Origin of the sequence: Streptomyces tateyamensis, assembly GCF_003205575.1 — a bacterium.
Taxonomy (GTDB): domain Bacteria; phylum Actinomycetota; class Actinomycetes; order Streptomycetales; family Streptomycetaceae; genus Kitasatospora; species Kitasatospora tateyamensis.
Map to the genome: position 1 here is coordinate 1 of NZ_PYBW01000128.1, position 17,271 is coordinate 17,271.

At 72.8% G+C, this 17,271-nt stretch carries 8 protein-coding genes; 2 read left to right on the plus strand and 6 right to left on the minus strand.

What is annotated here, in order from left to right; translation table 11 throughout:
- Nucleotides 1–37: 37 nt before the first annotated feature.
- The gene (locus C7C46_RS27960) at nt 38–283 is read right to left on the minus strand and encodes a hypothetical protein (RefSeq protein WP_110672716.1); all 246 of its coding nucleotides are present in this window, start codon (nt 281–283) and stop codon (nt 38–40) included.
- On the minus strand, nt 280–4,344 hold the full coding sequence (locus tag C7C46_RS37450) for a glycohydrolase toxin TNT-related protein (RefSeq protein ID WP_181442570.1): 4,065 nt from the start codon (nt 4,342–4,344) through the stop codon (nt 280–282). Before C7C46_RS37450 ends, C7C46_RS27960 begins: the two co-directional genes overlap by 4 nt.
- A 724-nt stretch (nt 4,345–5,068) precedes the next feature.
- Here C7C46_RS37450 and C7C46_RS27970 point away from each other — a divergent pair.
- Nucleotides 5,069–7,222 carry an FG-GAP-like repeat-containing protein gene (locus C7C46_RS27970; protein WP_181442571.1) on the plus strand — a complete coding sequence of 718 codons (2,154 nt, stop codon included), beginning with the start codon at nt 5,069–5,071 and terminating at the stop codon, nt 7,220–7,222.
- 78 nt (nt 7,223–7,300) lie between these two features.
- Here C7C46_RS27970 and C7C46_RS27975 read toward each other — a convergent pair whose 3' ends face one another.
- Nucleotides 7,301–8,287: a DUF6777 domain-containing protein gene (locus C7C46_RS27975; RefSeq protein ID WP_146259233.1), complete on the minus strand. Its 987-nt coding sequence runs from the start codon at nt 8,285–8,287 to the stop codon at nt 7,301–7,303.
- A gap of 774 nt (nt 8,288–9,061) precedes the next feature.
- On the opposite strand from C7C46_RS27975, the gene C7C46_RS27980 reads away from it, so the two are divergent.
- On the plus strand, nt 9,062–9,280 hold the full coding sequence (locus C7C46_RS27980) for a hypothetical protein (protein ID WP_245985055.1): 219 nt from the start codon (nt 9,062–9,064) through the stop codon (nt 9,278–9,280).
- Nucleotides 9,281–9,292: 12 nt separating this feature from the next.
- Here the strand turns inward: C7C46_RS27980 and C7C46_RS27985 are convergent, their stop codons facing one another.
- The 3 genes from C7C46_RS27985 to C7C46_RS28020 form a co-directional block, all read right to left on the minus strand.
- Nucleotides 9,293–10,417 carry a DUF6183 family protein gene (locus C7C46_RS27985; RefSeq protein ID WP_110672720.1) on the minus strand — a complete coding sequence of 375 codons (1,125 nt, stop codon included), beginning with the start codon at nt 10,415–10,417 and terminating at the stop codon, nt 9,293–9,295.
- Nucleotides 10,418–10,537: 120 nt separating this feature from the next.
- Nucleotides 10,538–15,022, minus strand: coding sequence for a polymorphic toxin-type HINT domain-containing protein (locus C7C46_RS35375; protein WP_181442572.1), 4,485 nt, complete (start codon nt 15,020–15,022; stop codon nt 10,538–10,540).
- A 183-nt stretch (nt 15,023–15,205) separates the two neighbouring features.
- The gene (locus C7C46_RS28020) at nt 15,206–17,224 is read right to left on the minus strand and encodes a trypsin-like serine protease (protein ID WP_181442573.1); all 2,019 of its coding nucleotides are present in this window, start codon (nt 17,222–17,224) and stop codon (nt 15,206–15,208) included.
- Between the last annotated feature and the right edge of the window lie 47 nt (nt 17,225–17,271).

The following is a 17,271-nucleotide window of genomic DNA, read 5'->3' on the forward strand; positions in this document are numbered from 1 at the left end:
ACCGGGCCACCGGCGCGTCCTCACCCGCGGGGTGCCGTCAGGGACGGACGAACATGCCGTACAGGTACGCGCAGGCTTCGCCCTCCGCGTCGAAGCGCGCCTCGACCCGGTGCTCGCCACGCTCCCAGGACTCGATCGTCCACTGGCCGTCGGCGCCCTGCACCAGGATCGGCGCCGCTTCCAGCACGTGGTCGAAGGTCACCAGCCCCTGCACGCTGATGCCGTAGGCGGTGTCGCGTACGCCTGCCTCGCGCAGGGCAGCGAGGAGTTGATGACTGTTCACTTGCAGGCGCTTCCGTCCTCGTTGACCAGGTAGCCGGCGGCACAGAGCTCGCTGACCCTCTTCTCCAGCTTGAACTGGGTCGCCCCGCCGGGCTGCTCGAACCAGGGCGCGACCTTGCTCTCCTCGATCGTACCGGCGGCGGCGTCGTAGTCCTTGGCCCACTTGTAGCGCATGTACGGCAGGCTGAGGCTGTCCGGCGGCAGCGCCCGCGCGGCGAACGGCGCGTTCTCCGCAGCCGGGGAGAGCCACCTGCCGCTGCTGTCACCGAAGCGGTCCCAGACCTGGCCCGCCTTGATGTCACCCGGCGAGAGCATCACCTGGGTGCCGGGGATGGCGTACTGCGTCGGGTAGTTCCAGCCGGCGTGGACCACGCCGTTGGCGTCGGTCCAGGCCGCCGTGTTCCAGTACTTCTTGACGAACTGGAGCCGGCTGAGTGTGCCGAAGCGCTGCCAGCCGACCGCCAGGCCGGCCACGCCCGCCGGTGGGGTGAGCGGCCCGAGGGTGCCCGCCGCGTCCAGGTCCGCGGCCAGCTTGAGCAGCGGTTGGATCTTGGCGACCAGTGCTTCGAGTCTGGCCATCGTCACCGTGTTCGCGGCGACGATCGTGGTCCGCACCACGGTCATGGCGTCGTCGATGGCGACACCGGTCTCCACCGCGATCTTGACCGCGACGACCGCCTTGGCGCCCTTGAGCAGCGTGCCGGCCGGGACGACCGTCGCCACCGCCCAGAAGCAGGAGGCGTTGATGCCGGGGTTGTTCCAGCACTTGACGATGTCCCCGGTCAGCATCTGCCAGAGGATCTTGCCGCTGTCGCCGGTCGAGCAGCCGCCGTCGGGGGTGCAGTAGACCTTGTAGTGCGCGGAGTAGTAGTCGTAGGTCAGCTCGACGGTGGTGTCGTACGGCTGGATGCTGTCGAGTTTCTCCGAGGTCAGCTGCATCACGTCGTCGGACGTGTACTTGCCCTGGCAGTCCGCGATGCTGAGGTTGGGGACCGGGCAGGTCTTGAGGTCGTAGTCCATGGTGCCGTGCGGCTGGACCTTGACCGGGACGTCGCAGACCAGCGTGCCGGCCGCGTTCTTGTGCCAGGTCTTGGCGTCGCTGAACAGGAAGTTGGCCAGCGTGCCGGGGTCGTCGGCGACGCACTTGGACATGTCCTCGCTGACCACCTCCTGCGAGACGTCGCCCTCCTGGCGGCTGAACACCGCCGAGACCCGGCCGTCGTCGTCGACCACCACCGTGTCGGGCAGGTAGCTGCCGTCGACGTTGGAGGCCTGGCGCTGCTTCCAGATCTCGCCCTGAGCGGCCACCGAAGCGGCCTGGGCGTCAGCGGCGCTCTTGCCCGCCGCCAGCGCCGAGGCCTTGGCCTGGTCCGCTGCCGTCTGGGCGTCCGCGGCGTACTGCCTTGCCTGGTCGGCCGAAGCCGTCGCGGCGATCGCCGAGGCGTCCGCCCGCTGCGAGGCCGACTGGGCGGAGGCTGCCGCGCTCACGGCCTGCTTGGCGTAGGCCGCCGCCTGCGCGGCCGAGGCCTGGGCCGCCGCTGCCGAAGCAGCCGCCGCCTTCGCCGCGTCCGAGGCCTGCTGCGCCGACTGCTGCGCCTGGTTGGCCGCAGCCGCCGCGTCGTTGGCCGCACCGCGCGCGGTCGCCGCCGACTGGGCCGCCTCCGCCGCGTACTGGCGGGCCAGCGCGACCGAGCCGTCGATCTGCGAGAGGTAGGAGTTGATCACGGCGACGTGCGCGGCGGTGTCGGCGTCGCGCTGCTGCGCCTTGGGCAGGCCTACCTGGAGGAACGGCTCCAGGCCCGAAGCCGGACCGGACATCGCGGCCTGCGCCGCAGCCTTCACCTCGGGACCGCCGTTGGCGATGTCCTGGGTGATCAGCACCCGGTCGTCGTCCTGGCGGGCCTTGTACTGACCGGTGGTCAGGAAGGCTCGGACGTCGTCGATGGTGCCGTTCAGCGCCGCGTTCGCGGCCGCCTTCACACCCGGGCCGCCCGCCGCCATGATCTGCGACAGCGCGACCCGGTCGTCGTCGTCCTTGCCCGGGTACTGACCCGTCACCAGGAACTGGCGCAGCTCGGCAGCCGGAGCCACCGACGCCCGCTCGGCGGCCAGGCGCTGCTCCAGGTTGGTCGACTGCTTCGCGATGGTCTGCGCGCTGACCCGGTCGTCCCGCTCCTGCGCCAGCGAGAGCCCGCCGCCCAGGAACGCCTGGACATCGGCGTCAGTGCCCTCGACCGCGGCCTCGGCCGCCGCCTTGGTCCACGGACCGCCCGAGGTCATCAGACGCACCGCCAGCTGACGGCCCTTCGCCACGGCGACAGCCGGGTCGACCCCGGCGGCCGTCGCGTCCGTCAGCAGCTGCTGGGTGTCGGCAGCCAGCTGGGCGGCCTGACCCGACTGCCAGGCGGCGATCTTCTGCTTGGTGGCTTCGTCACGAGACGCCTGGTCGGCAGAGGCGATGTTCGCCGCCTGCTGCTCGGCAAGACGCTCGGTGTCGGCCTCGGCCGAGATGGTGGCGACCTTGTGCGCCTGGGTGGCCGCGTTGGCCGCGGTGTCCGCAGCGGCGGTGGCCTCGGTGGCCGCCGCCTGCGCGGTGTTCGCCGCCGTCGCCGCCTGACCGGCGTGCGCCGCCGCGTCGTCAGCGGCAGCAGCGGCCGCATCGGCGTGCCCGGCCGCGTCGTTGGCATCACGCTGCGCCTCAGCGGCGGCAGCGGCTGCCTCGCCGGCGATCTTCACCGTGGCGTTGGCCGCACGCTGGGCCTCGATCGCGGCGGCCTTCGCCGTCGCCGCCGCGTCGCGTGCGGCCTGGGCCTGCGCGTCCGCGACACCCGAGTACCCGGCCGCGTCCGCCGCGGCCTGCGCCGCCGCAGCCGCATCCGTACCCGCCTGCGCGGCAGCCTGCGCCGCCGCACCCGCGTCCGTGGCGACCTTGCCGGCCCACTGGGCAGCCTCACCAGCGGTCCGCGAGTCGGCAGCGGCCTGCCGGGCCTGCACGGCGGCCTGCTTCGCCGCGTCCGCCTTCGACTGGTCGCTCGCCGCGGCTGCCGCCGCGTCGCGCGCCCGGGTCGCGGCGTCGCCGGCCATGGTGGAGGCCTGCGCCGCCGCAGCGGCCGCCGAAGCCGCTTGCTGCGCCGCGTTGTTGGCCGCCGAAGCCGCCGAGGAAGCGGTCTGGGCGGCGGCGGCCGCACGGGAGGCGGCGTCCGCCGCCCGACCGGCCGCGTTCGCCGCCTTCGAGGCCGAACCCTGCGCCGCCTGGGTCTCCTGGGCCGCCCGCTGGGCGGCCTCCTTGGCCAGGCGGGCCGCGTCCACGGCCTTGGCGGCCGCGTCCTTTGCCACTGCGGCCTGCTCACCGGCCCGGCTGGAGGCGTTGTTCGCCAGGCCGGCCAGCTGAGCGACGGTCAGCGTCTCCTGGTCGCGCGAGGCGGCGACCTGCCAGCCCGAGCGCAGGAACGCGCGGACATCGTCCTGGGTACCGTCCAGCGCGGCGCCTGCCGCCTTCTTCACCTCCGGGCCACCGGTCGACATCAGCTGGGTCAACTGCACCCGGTCGTCGTCGTCCCGGGCCTTGAACTGGCCGGTGTTCAGGAACCGGGTCACGTCGTCGAGCGACCCGTCCATCGCCTTGGCGGCGGCGGCCTTCACCCCGGGGCCACCCGTCGCCATGATCTGCGACAGCCGGACCCGCTGGTCGTCCTCGGCCGGCTTCTTCATCCCCGTGGTGAGGAAGGCCTGCACGTCGGCGGCCGAACCGGCCAGCGCCTTCTGGCCGGCTGCGCGCACGCCCGGGCCCGAGATCGCCAACTCCTGCTCGAGGCCCGCCCGCAGGTCGGTCTCGGCAGCCGCTGCCTGGCCGGTGGCCAGGAACGCCGTGATGTCAGCGGCGGAACCGGTCAGCGCGGTCTCGGCCGCCCGGCGCACCGCCGTGCCACCGGTCTTCCACGCCGCGACCACCTTTGCCCGGTCACCGTTCGCCGCCGGCGGCGCGGTGTCGGCCGCCGCCGGGACCGTGACCAGTCCGCTGAGCAGGGTCAGCGCCAGGGCACCGACTGCGGCAGCCCGCAACGGTATGCCCCTCGGTGTCGGTACGCCCCTCGATGTCGGTCTTACCCTCATCAGCTCAGAACTCCGTCCCCGTATGGCACCCGAAGTGCCGTCACGCCGCGGGCGGTCGCCCCGGCGGTCTGCCGAGCGCACCCGCTGCGGGGCCGTCAGCGGGTCGCCGCATCCGTGACCGGCCGACCCGACCCCGCCGTGTTCCCGCCGATCGGCGGGGGTGGGAATCGCCCGTTCTCGGCCACCATCAAGACGCGGACCCCTGCGCCAACACGCCCCCGAGCTGGCAGGTCTCAAGCTTCGCGGAGGCTAGTGGTCATGATTCGGCCACGTCAACCAGGGGTCCGGCCGGGCCGTCCGGGCGTCTCTGACCAAGGGTCAGCCCACACAGCGACAGGCCCTTGTCAATCCTCCGGAAGTTGGTCAACGAACCCACCGATTCCGGCCAAACCCCCGCGGCGGGCCGACCGCGCCCGACCCCCTCGCCGGACCACCGTGACCAAGGTCACTCCAACCGCGATCGAGGCCGACTCGAGCCACCAGCCGCCCAGTTGCCAGTATGTCGGGAAATGCTTTACTCCGATTTGACGCACGCGAACATTGCCCGCTAGCGTCCGCTCGCTTCACACCGCTGACTCGGGGGACGTTGGCATTCCCCGGGCGCGCTCTCGTCCTACGGGGAGTCGACTTGCACATCCACCGAAGAGTTTCCTGGCCACTGGCAGCAGTACTGGTGCTGCCGGCCCTGGCCGGGCTGACCACCGCGGCGACTGCCGCCGAGCCGGTGCCGCCCACGGCGGTGGAGGACTTCTCCTACCCGGGTGCGGCGCAGATCCTGGCCGGCCAGAACATCACGCTCAAGTCGGGCGACGGACACATCGTGCTCGCCGACTGCGCGTCGGGCAGCGGCCTGGTGCAGTTGTACAGCCGGGCCGCGAACCCGAGCGAGGTCTGCTTCAAGATCACCGGCCCGACCGGCTACCTCGCGCTGGAGATCCCGCAGGTCTACAACATCAAGGGCGACGACCACGCGATCAAGGCCACCCTGAACACCGCGGGCACGGTCAGCAGCGTCGACATCAACAAGAACGCCTGGACCCCCGTCGGCGAAGGCTCCGCGACCAGCGACGCCACCCTCCTCGAACTCAACGCCACCGGCGGCACCGCCGCCCCGGCCGCGACCAACGCGTACCCGGCGATCGGCACCGTCACTGTCGGCCGGCCCGGACACCCCGGCTCCCGCGCCTGCAGCGCAACCCTGGTCGCCACCCAGTGGGTGCTGACGGCCGCCAGCTGCTTCGCCGCCGACCCCAACCAGCCGACCACCGTGCCGGCGGGTCCGCCCGCCACCGCGACCACGGCCGCCTTCGGCAACCACACGCTGGCGGTGACCGGGCTGGTCCCGCGTACCGACCGCGACGTGGTCCTCGCCCGCCTCGCCTCCCCGATCGCGGACATCACCCCGGCCACCATCGGCGCCGCCGCCACCGCCGGCCAGTCGCTCAAGACGGGCGGCACCGGCCGCACCGCGACCGACTGGCTTTCCGCCACCGCCCACGCCGGCGACGCCACCGTCGGCGCGGTGGCCGCCACCTCACTGACCCTCACCCCCACCGCCGGCACCGTCTGCAAGGGCGACACCGGCGGCCCCAGCTTCACCGCCGGTTCGAACGGCGCCATCGCGGTGAGCGGCGTGCACAGCCTGTCCGGCCAGGCCGGCTGCCTGAGCGAGTCGTCCACGCTGACCACCGTCACCGACGCCCGGGTCGACGACCTGGGCTCCTGGGTCAGCGCCAACACCCCGCGGGGTCAGTGGAGTTCCAGTGACTACAACGGTGACGGCCACGGCGACATCGGCATGGCGTACCGCCACGGCGACGGTTCGATCGGCTTCTTCACCTCGGTGACGGACGGCGGCGGCAACTTCGGCCCGTTCATCGGCGGTTACAGCGTCCCCGCCGGGAACTGGGACTGGAACTCGATGAAGCTGTTCGCCGGCGACTTCAACGGCGACGGCCGCACCGACCTCGGCATGATGTACCGCCACAGCGACGGCTCGATCACCATGCACACCGGCCTCGCCGACGCCAACGGCCTGATCCAGACCATCACCGGCGCCGGCTACACCGTCCCCGCCAGCGGCAACTGGGACTGGAACGCCTTCCAGATCTTCGCCGGCGACTACAACGGCGACGGCCGCACCGACCTCGCGCTGGCGTACCACCACACCGACGGCTCGATCGGCTTCTACACCTCGGTGACGGACGCCGGCGGCAACTTCGGCCCGTTTGCCGGTGGCTACCTCGTCCCGGCGAACGCCGGCTGGGACTGGAACTCGATGAAGCTGTTCGCCGGCGACTTCAACGGCGACGGCCGCGCCGACATCGGCATGATGTACCGCCACGGCGACGGCTCGATCACCATGCACACCGGCCTCGCCGACGCCAACGGCCTGATCCAGACCATCACCGGCGCCGGCTACACCGTCCCCGCCAGCGGCAACTGGGACTGGAACGCCTTCCAGATCTTCGCCGGCGACTACAACGGCGACGGGCGCACCGACGTCGCCATGGTCTACCGGCACACGGACGGTTCGATCGGGTTCTTCACCTCGGTGACGGACGGCGGCGGCAACTTCGGCCCGTTCACCGGCGGGTACAGCGTCCCCGCCGGCAGCTGGGACTGGAACTCGATGAAGCTGTTCGCCGGCGACTTCAACGGCGACGGCCGCACCGACATCGGCATGATGTACCGCCACGGCGACGGCTCGATCACCATGCACACCGGCCTCGCCGACGCCAACGGCCTGATCCAGACCATCACCGGCGCCGGCTACACCGTCCCCGCCGCCGGCAACTGGGACTGGAACGCCTTCCAGCTCCACTGACGCAGCGCCATAGCTCGACCTGGCCCTGCCGCCCCGCTCGTCCGGGGGCGGCAGGGCCTTGCGCTTCCCTCGGCCGGGTCAGGGCGACAGGGGTGCGGCCGGGCTGCTCACCGAGGCGTGGCTCGCACTGCTGCTCGCGGCGTGGCTGGCACTGCTCGCGCCGCCGCTCGAGGCGCCTGCGCTGGGTGACTTCCCACTGCTCGGCGAACTCGCCGGAGCCGATCCACCCGCGCTGCTGGAACTGCTCGCGCCGCTCGACGCACTCGCGCTGTGCGAACCCCCGCTCCCGGTCGCGGCAGGCGTGGTCGCTTGATCCGTGCCGCCACCGCTGCCGACCGGGCGGGTGAAGTACGTGCCGCTGTCCTGGTCCACCATCACCAACTCGGCCGTGGGTGCGTCCGCCGGACGGACCGTCACCACCTTCTGCGGCTGGAACCCGGGCCAGGCTGCTCCCGCGTAGGCGGGCTGGGCGGCGTCGGCCAGCGGCGGGGTCAGCGGGTTGCCGCACGCGCACCGCACCCGGGGCACCCCGTGGCTGTCCACCAGCACGGCGCTGCCCGCCTGGAGCACGGACTGGAAGCTGGTGGCCGCCCCGTTGGCGAAGCCGTGGTTGGTCACCCGGGTGTCGACTCGCAGCAGGGCCGAGGTGAGCGACTTCAGGTAGTCCGGGATCGTCGCCGGGTCGATGCCCTCCACCCCGGCCCAGGCCTTGCCCTTGTCGGCGTGCGTGGTGAGGAAGCTGCTGAGCTGGTCGACGTTGCAGCTGGTGTTGTGCAGCGACCCGCCGTAGAGGCCGACCGCCGCCCCGTCCACCGTGCCGCCACCGTTCACGGGGGTCGACGCGCTCGCCGTCGCCGTCGCTGTTGTACTGGTCGGCGTGCTCGCCGCCACCGACCCCGTGTACGGATCCTGCCCGGGCGCGGCGGCGGCCTGCAGCGTGACACTGGGCGCGCCGCTGGGGCTGGCGACGGCCACCGACGGGTGGTTCCCGTTCGGCTGACGCGCCACCAGCAGCACCGTCAACCCGCCCACCAGCACCAGCCCGCCCCCGACCAGCGCCAGCACCCGCCGCCGACGCCACCACGGCTGGCCGCCGCCGACCACGGTCCGCGGCGGCGGCCCGGGGGGCCCGGGAGGTCCGGGCGGCGTGGCAGAGGCGGGGAGCGAGGGGGGCGCACCGACGATCTCGGTGGGCGGCGGCGTGTCCGCCTGCTGCGTGGGCGTGGGCTGACTGGGCGTCGGCTCGCTCGGCGGCTGACTTGGCGGGTGACTCGGCGGCTCCGAGGTCGGCCCGGACGGCGGCCCACCCTGCGCCCCGGACCCCGTCCCAGGAGCCAACGGCCCAGACGGCGGCCCCGCAGGGGGCTCGGCGGACTGATCTGACGGCTTGTCGGAGCTCACCCCTCATTCTCCGCGCGCCCCCGCACCCCGCCGCAACCGCTACTACGGTGAACGGGTCCCGGGGGCACCCAGCCCCCCCCGGCCGGCCCGGACGGGCGATCAGCAGGTAGCCGAGCTGGATCGCCAGCTGCACCCAGAGAGGAATCGGTGATATCGCGATCAGGAACAGCAAGGCAGGCAACGGAACGAGAACCGACAGAACCAGTTTGAATTTGACTCCAGAATATTCGGCCGCCAAGGCGTTGGCAGTGGCAATGCAAGCGATGGTAGGCATACCAGCGAAGATCGAAAGCGCAACGATCAACCACCACAGATCGGACACACCGTCCCAATTGGCGAACGGCACGCGGTGAGTGAATGACACTGCCACCCAGGCACAGGCGTTGAGCGCCAGGTACTTAAGAATTTCCCTCAGCAGTGTCATCTCTTCCCTCATAGGTGACGGCAGTTCCAGGACGGGATCGTCCTCCGGCACCCGGACGAGGCCCACCCCGTCTACGGCGACATCCTGCGGACCTTCTGGGCCCCCGACGCCAACGCCACTGGGGCTACGCCACCACCGGCGAATACGACGAAGACGGCGGCCGCGCCCAGAACTACCAGCACGCCACCATCCACTGGCACCCCGCCAAGGGCACCTGGATCACCACGCCCTGAACCGCTGCCGGGTCAGTCGGTGTCCGTGGCGGCCAGGAACGCGACCTGTTGGCCGCCCGGGCGCAGGGCCGCGACGGCGAGGTCCCAGGCCACCTGGTGGAACCACGGGGCGGTGGTGGCGGCGCGCAACCAGCTGGTCCGGCGCACCAGTTCGGCGATCTGAGCCGGCGGGGCGTCGGCGGGGCTGCCGGTCAGGGCGGCGAGGGAGTGCCAGGCGGCGAGCCTGCCGTAGGCGCCGAAGCAGCCCCGGCCGTAGGCCGGTGCCCACTGCGCGGAGTTGAACAGCAGCTCGAACACCTCGACTGGCGTGGCCGGGTGCCACGCCGCGGCCGCCTCCGGCCAGGGGGTGAGCGGCAGGAGCCCGAGCAGGGCCGGGAAGTCCGCGGCGGCCACCGGCTCCGCCAGCCAGAACTCCTGTGCGGCGAGCAGGCCGTTGGACTGGCTGACCCAGTGCGCCACCGCGGCGCCGATCGCCTCGGCGGTGGCCGGCAGGCCGGTCTCGGTAACGTCGACGTCCAGCACCCGCTGCCGCATGGCGGCGGTGACCTCCAGCGCGGGCGCCTCGGCCGGGCGCTCGGGGAGGCCCTGCTCCTCGGGCAGCAGGCGCAGCGGCAGCACGGCGAGCGGGTGACCCTCCGTCAGCAGCTGCTCCGCGAAGGAGCGCAGCGCCGGGTACCCGTCGACCCCGTCCACGACGAGCACCAGTTCCTGGAGCAGGCAGGCCGCGAACTCGTGGACGTACGGGTTGGCGGGCGCCGGGTCGAACACCAGGGGGACGATGTCCTCGACGCGCCGACCCGCACCGGCCACCGCCGCTGCCAGCGAGCGCGGCGAGACCCCCTGATCGGGGCTGGGGTTGTCCTGGTACGGCGAGGTGAGCACCTCCATCAGGGCGCGCAGGCTGGCCGGCTCCGAGCGGGCGGCCAGGCCGTGCAGCACCCGGTACAGCATCTCCCGGCAGTGTCCCTGCTGGTCCTCGCCCCCGGCGATCCGGGCGGTCAGCTCCGCGCCGAGGCCGCCGGCCCAGTCGAACTCCCGGTCGGCCAGCCGGGCGGCGATCTCCACGCGGAAGGCGTCCAGCTCCGCACCCTCGGCCTGGCCCAGCGCGTCCACCGCGCTGGTGATGTCCTTGCTCATGGCGTGATTATTCCCAACGTCGGGTAGCCCCCGGCAACGGGCTCGGCCCGCCCCGTCGGAACGGGGCGGGCCGAGCCCGTGTCAGGAGGGCAGCGAAGGTGATGCGACCTCAGAACCGCGTCACGGACCCATGACGGGGTACGCGCTGAGGATCTGGTTGGTACCGGGGTTGATCGCCAGTCGGATGAACTTCTCGCCGTTCGTCCCGATCACGTCGTTCATCGGGACGATCCAGACGGCGTCGTCGCCCGGCACCCGGATGGCCCGGGACCGGAAGGTCCAGGCGTCGTCCACCAGGTCCAGGACCTTGATCGGGTTCTTCTCCAGGAACACGGTGTGCGTGGCCCGCGAGGTGTTCACCGCAGTGTGGGCGAGCACGTGCTCGATCTTGCCCGGAGCGTAGAGCAGGCCGCCCGGGGACATGAACGAGCCGTTGCCCAGGTCCGCGAAGACCGCCGGGCACCACTCGGGCGTGTCGCTGTTGTGCACCAGCACCGGGGTCGCACCGGCGAGCACGTAGTAGGTGTGCACGTTGCTGACGGTGAGGTTGTACGCGGCCTGGAGCGTGGTCCAGTGCCGGGTACCGGTGATCCGCACGGTGCGGCCGTCGGCCGTCTGGAGGGTGTCACCGGTGGTCAGGGCCGCCGCGTCACGCCAGGCGTGGGCGCTCTGCGACCAGTACGGGTGGTGGTCGGTGGAGGTGATGGTCGAGCCGGTGCCGTCCGGCGCGGCGACCGTGAGCTCGGTGAAGTCACGGTCGTCGGGGGTGTAGATGGTGTTCTGGACCAGCTGCGAGCTGCTCACGCCCGTGGTCGGGTCGGTGGCCTTGACCAGGTCGCCGATCTTGACCTGCTCGATCGGGCGGGTGGTGCCGTCGGCCATCAGCACCGGCGTGCCCGCCGGGAAGCTGTTGCGTCCGCAGGCGGTCCGCAGGTCCCTGGCCGTGTCGGACTCGGCCTTCAGCTCGTCGACCAGGGCCCGGTCGACGGACGGGTCCTTGCTCAGGGCGTCGAGCGCCGCGTCGCTGCCGACGCCGTCCTTCAGCGACAGGCGGAACTTGGCGACCGCGTCGGCCGCGGCGGTGAGCTTGTCGACGACCGGACTGGTGTAGCCCTTGAGCGTCGCCTGGAGGGCGAGCTTGGCGTCCTCCAGACCGACGCCCGTCTCCATCGCGAAGCGCAGCGCGACGATGCCCTTGGCCGCGTCCGCCAGCTTGCCGACGGGGATGAGGGTCGCGGCCGCCCAGGCGCAGGAGGAGTTCAGGCCGGGGTTGTTGAAGCACTTGACGAAGTCGCCGGCCAGGATGTCCCAGAGGAACTTGCCCGCGACGACCTTCGGGTCGTACTTCGTCTTGTAGTCCTCGTACGGCAGGTCCATCGTCGTGGTGTACGGCACGCCGTCCAGGTGCTGGGTGCTCAGCACGACGGTGTCCCAGGTCGTGTACTTGCCCTTGCAGGCGTCGACGCTGAGGCCGGGCTCCGGGCACGTGCGCATCACGTAGTCGACGGTGCCGGAGATCTTCATCTTCACCGTGATGGTGCAGAACAGGCCCTTCTTCCCGTCGACGTTGTGCCAGGTGTTGTCGCCGAAGATGGCGCTCCACATGCCGGCGTCGGCCGGGTCCTTCTCGATGCACTTGCCCATGCCGTCGTCGACGATGGTCGGCGTCATGTCGGAGTGCGGGACGGTCTCGACGTAGTAAGCCCGGCCGTCCTTGTCGCTGCCGCTGCCGGCACTGCCGTCGGAGCCGTCCTTGCCGGCGGTGCCCGAGGGGGTCTGGGCGGCGGCGGCTTCGGCCTGCTGCTTCTGCCAGACGGCTGCCTGGGCGTCGGCGGCGGCCTTGGCCGCCTCGGTGGCGCTCTTCTGGGCCGCGGCCGCGGAGGCCTGGGCCTGGTCGGCCGCGGCCTTGGCGGTGTCCGCGTACTGGCGGGCCTGGGCGGCGGAGCTGGTGGCCAGGGCCGCCGAGGCGCCGGCCCGGCGGGCGGCGTCGTTGGCGGAGGCCGCGGCGGCCTGGGCCTGCTTGGCGTAGCCGGCCGCCTGCTGCGCGGAGGCCGCCGCCTGCTGGGCCGAAGCCGCCGCCGCCTTCGCCGCGTCCGCGGCCTGGGTGGCCGAGGCGCTGGCCTGCTGGGCGTAGCCGGCCGCCTCGGCGGCCGCGCCGCGCGCGGTCGCGTAGGACTGCGAGGCCTGCGCCGCGTACTGGCGGGCCAGTGCCACCGAGCCGTCGATGGCGGACAGGTAGGACTGGACGGTGGCCACGTGGGCGGCGGTGACGGCGTCGCGCTGCTGGGCCTTGGGCAGGCCGGTCTGCAGGAATGGCTCCAGACCCGAGTCGGGGCCCGACATCGCGGCCTGGGCGGCCGCCTTGACCTCGGGGCCGCCGTTGGCGATGGCCTGGGTGATCAGCACCCGGTCGTCGTCGGTGCGGGCCTTGTACTGACCCACCGCCAGGAACGCCCGCACGTCGTCGATGGTGCCGTTCAGCGCCGTGTTCGCGGCCGCCTTCACACCCGGGCCACCCGCCGCCATGATCTGCGAGAGCGCGACCCGGTCGTCGTCGTCCTTGCCCGGGTAGGCACCCGTCACCAGGAACTGGTGCACCTGGTCGGTGGTGCCCACCGAGGCGGTCTCCGCGGCCAGTCGCAGCTCCAGCTTGCCGGGGCTCTGCGCGATGGCCATGGCGCTGGTGCGGTCGTCACGGTCCCGGGCGGTGGCCAGGCCGGTCGCCAGGAAGGACTGGACGGCGCTGTCGTCGCCCTCCAGTGCGGTCTGCGCGGCGGCCTTGGTCCACGGACCACCGGCATCCAGCAGACGCAGCGCGGCCTGACGGCCCTTCAGCACGGCGGTCTTGGGGTCGACCCCGGCAGCCGTCGCGTCCTTGATCAGCTGGTCGGTGCCGGCGGCGAACTGGGTGGCCTGGCCGGCCTGCCAGGCCGCGGTACGAGCCTTCAGGTCAGCCTCGCGGGAGGCCTCGTCGGCGGCGGCGACCTCGATCGCCTGCTGCTCGTTCAGCCGCTCCTGGTCCGAGGCCCGGGCGATGTCGGCGACCTTGTGCGCCTGGGTCGCGGAGGCGGCGGCCGAGTCGGCGTCCTGGCCGGCCGCGGTCGCGGCGATCTGCGCGGTGTTGGCCCAACTCGCGGCCTCACCAGCGTGCTTGGCAGCCTCCTCGGCTGCCGTCGCGGCGGCGTCGGCATGCGCGGCCGCGTCGTTGGCGGCCCGCTGCGCGTCACCCGCCGCGGCGGCGGCGTCGTTGGCGATCTTGACGGTGGCGTTCGCGGCCCGGGTGGCCTCGGCCGCGGCGCTCCTGGCGCGCGCGGCCGCCTGGCGGGCCCGGTACGCGGCATCGTCGGCGACACCGCTGTACGAGGCCGCGTCGGCCGCGGCCTGCGCGGCAGCAGCGGCATTGGCACCAGCAGAGGCGGCGGCCTGAGCCGCGGCACCCGCCTGGGTGGCCGCCACACCGGCGAACTGGCTCGCCTCGGCCGCGGTACGGGCATTGACCGCCGCGTCACGGGCGGCGGCGGCCGCCTTGTTGGCCGCGTCCGCCTTGCTCGCGTCACCACCGGCCGCTGCAGCCGCACTCAGGGCGGCGGTGGCCGCGTTGCCGGCCTTCGTGGCGGCCGAGGCGGCGCTGGCAGCGGCACTGGCGGCCTGGCTGGCAGCCTCGTTGGCGGCCGCGGCCGCGCTGGAGGCCGTCTGGGCGGCGTCGGCGGCCCGGCTCGCGGCATCGGCCGCACGCCCGGCGGCGTTGGACGCCTGACCGGCCGCACCCTGGGCCGCCTTCGTCTCGGCGGCGGCCCGGGCAGCGGCCTGCTTGGCCAGGTTGGTGGCGTCCACCGCCTTGCCCGCCGCGTCCTTGGCGGTCTGGGCCTGCTGGCCGGCCTGGGCGGAGGCGGTCTTCGTCAGGTCGGCCAACTGGGCGACCGTCATCGTCTCCTGGTCGTGCGCGGCCGCCGTCTGGTACCCGAACTGCAGGAACTGCTGGACATCGTCCATCGAGCCGTTCAGCGCGGTGTTGGCGGCTGCCTTCACCTCCGGCCCGCCCGAGGACATCAACTGGGTCAGGTGCACCCGGTCGTCATCGTCCCGCGCCTTGAACTGACCCACCGCCAGGAACTGGTTCACGTCGTCCAGCGAACCGTCCATCGCCTTCGCGGCAGCGGCCTTCACCCCGGGCCCGCCGGCCGCCATGATCTGCGACAGCCGCACCCGCTGGTCGTCCTCGTACGCCTTCTTCGCGTCCTTGGTGAGGAACTTCTGCAGGTCGGCAGCGGAGCCGGCCAGGGCCGCCGTACCGGCCGCCCGCACCCCCGGCCCCGAGACCGCGACCAACTTCTCGATCTTGGCCCGCTGGTCCTGGTCGGCCGCCGTCGCCTGACCAGAGGTCAGGAACGCGGTCAGGTCGTCGGCGGAGCCCGTCAGCGCGGCCGCCGCCGCCTGGCGCACCGCCGCGCCGCCGCTCTGCCAGGCGGCCACCACCTTCACCCGGTCCGCGTTCGGCCCGGTCGCCGGGACGGTGTCGGCCGCCGCCGGGAACGCCAGCAACCCGGTCAACAGGCTGCCGGCCACCAGCCCGGCCGCCACTCGGCGCCGGGCTCGTGATGTCAAGTACCTGCTCATCGCAGTCCGCAGTCCCCTCTGCGTGAGGCACCGAAGTGCCGCTCGGCCGCCGGGTCCCTGTGCCCGAGGGCCGTGAAAGCTCGTTCGCACGACGCCGCGTCACCGCACTGGTGCGGCGAGGCGCGAGCGGCCCCCTGCCGGAGCCGGGGGCCGCTCGTGGTCAGACTGCTGTCAGCCGTTGTAGGTGGCCGTGACGGCCACCTTGTCGTGGCTGCCGCTGATGCCGGTCAGGTCCACGGGAGCCGCGGCGGACCAGGTCCTGTCGGCATGGCGGACGACGTTCAGCACCCGGTTGTCGCTCGTGGCGACGGACAGCTGCAGCTCGCCGTTGATGACGGTGCCGCCGGCCGACTTGGCGTTCAGCTGGCCCCAGACGCCGGCCAGGTCGCCGAAGGCTGCCCAACTGCCGCTGGCGTAGCGGATGGTGTGGTACTGGTGGGCGCCGTTGTCGGTGATGATCACCATCTGGGCGTCACCGCCGGAGCCGGCCATCGCGACCGAGTTGACCGGGCCGGTGGCGCCGGCGGCCTGGGCCACGTCGCCCCAGGTGCCCCAGACCCCGCTGGCGGCGCGGATGGTGTGGTAGACCTTGCCGTTCGCCACGACCGCGACCTGGAGCTGCCCGCCGCTGGTGCTCGCGACGGCCACCGAGGTGATGGCCGCCAGGTTGCCGGCCCCGCCGCCGCTCTCGACGTCGCCGAACTTGGTCCAGGTCCCGTCGGCGTGCCGGATGGCGTGGTAGACCCGGCCGTTGGCGACGGCGACCACGTGCAGGTCCAGACCGATCGAGACGGTCGCCACCTGGGTGATGTTGGTCAGCGGGCCGGCCGCGCCGGCGTCGTTGACGTCGCCGAACCTGCTGGCCGCCTGCACCGGGGCGGTGGTGGGCTGCGGCACGAACACGTGGTGCAGGTGGCCGTCGCCGCCGAGAGCCACGATGTGGGTGTCGCCGTTGATGCCGGCGGTGGCGAAGGCCCGGACCCCGCCGATGCTGCCGTACGAGGTCTCCACGTTGGTGAACGCGGTCGAGCCGTCGCCGAAGCGGACGGACCGGTAGAGGCTGCTGTCGCCGTTCACCAGCACGGGGGTCTTCCAGCCCGGCTCGGTGGTGCGCAGGAACGTGACCCAGGCCCCGAGGTCGTCCGTCCGGGACTCGGTGGCGCCCGTGGCGGTGTCGGTGGCGCCGAGGCAGCCGCTCTGGCCGGAGTGGCCGGTGACGGCGACGATCTCGAAGCCGTTGCCCTTGGCGCGCAGCGCGGGTGCGCCGGCGTCGCCCTGGCAGAGCACGGCGTCCGCGGGCGTGCTGGGCGTGACCGCGAGGTCGGTGGCGTTCACGGTGCCGACGGTGAAGGTGGCGCTGTGCGGGCTGCTCGGCCGCCACTCGGTCTTGGTCCGGCCGAAGCCGACGACCTGGAGGTTCTCCCCGGCGGCGGGCGCGGTTCCGGACACCGGAATCGGCGTCACATCGGTGACGGGCTGGGCCAGCCGGACCATCACCAGGTCGCGGTCCGACGCGTAGGTGTCGTACTCGGCGACGGCAACGGTGTGGCTGCCGATGGTGGCCGTGGTCGCGGCCGGCACCGGGGCCATGGTGCCCAGCGGGCCCGTGGCCGGCGGGAAGCAGCTGGCCGCCGAGAGCACCCACTGCGGGGCGACCAGGGTGGCCGTGCACGCGAGCGAGCCCGGGTGGCCGGGCTGGCCGACCGCGAGGGTGCCGACCGCCGGGGTCGGGTTGGTCCCGGCCGGGGCGGCGGTGCCGCCGGTGGCGTTCAGCTCGAGCAGGGTGGCGTCACCGGGGGCGGAGCCCTCACCGACGGGGGTCCAGGCGTTCTTGTTGATGTCGACGCTGCTGACCGTGCCCGCGGTGCTGAGCGTGGCCTTGATCGCGTGGTCGTCGCCCTTGATGTTGTAGACCTGCGGGATCTCCAGCGCCAGGTAGCCGGTCGGCCCCGTGATCTTGAAGCAGACCTCGCTCGGGGTCGCGGCGCGGCTGTACAACTGCACCAGGCCGCTGCCTGACGCGCAGTCGGCGAGCACGATGTTCCCGTCGCCCGACTTCAGCGTGATGTTCTGGTTGGCGAGGATCTGCGCCGCGCCCGGGTAGCTGTAGTCCTCCACTGCGGACGGCAGGGTCGGCACCGCGGCCGTCGCCGAGCTGCTGGCCGACCAGCCCGCTATCACGGATGCCACCACGGACACGGCCAGCGGCCAGACCAGTCTTCTGTTTCCCTTGATTC

What these genes read in the sequence shown, in the direction of transcription:
- C7C46_RS27985 (WP_110672720.1), bottom strand. Translation starts at nt 10,417, where the DNA reads ATGAGCAAGGACATCACCAGCGCGGTGGACGCGCTGGGCCAGGCCGAG.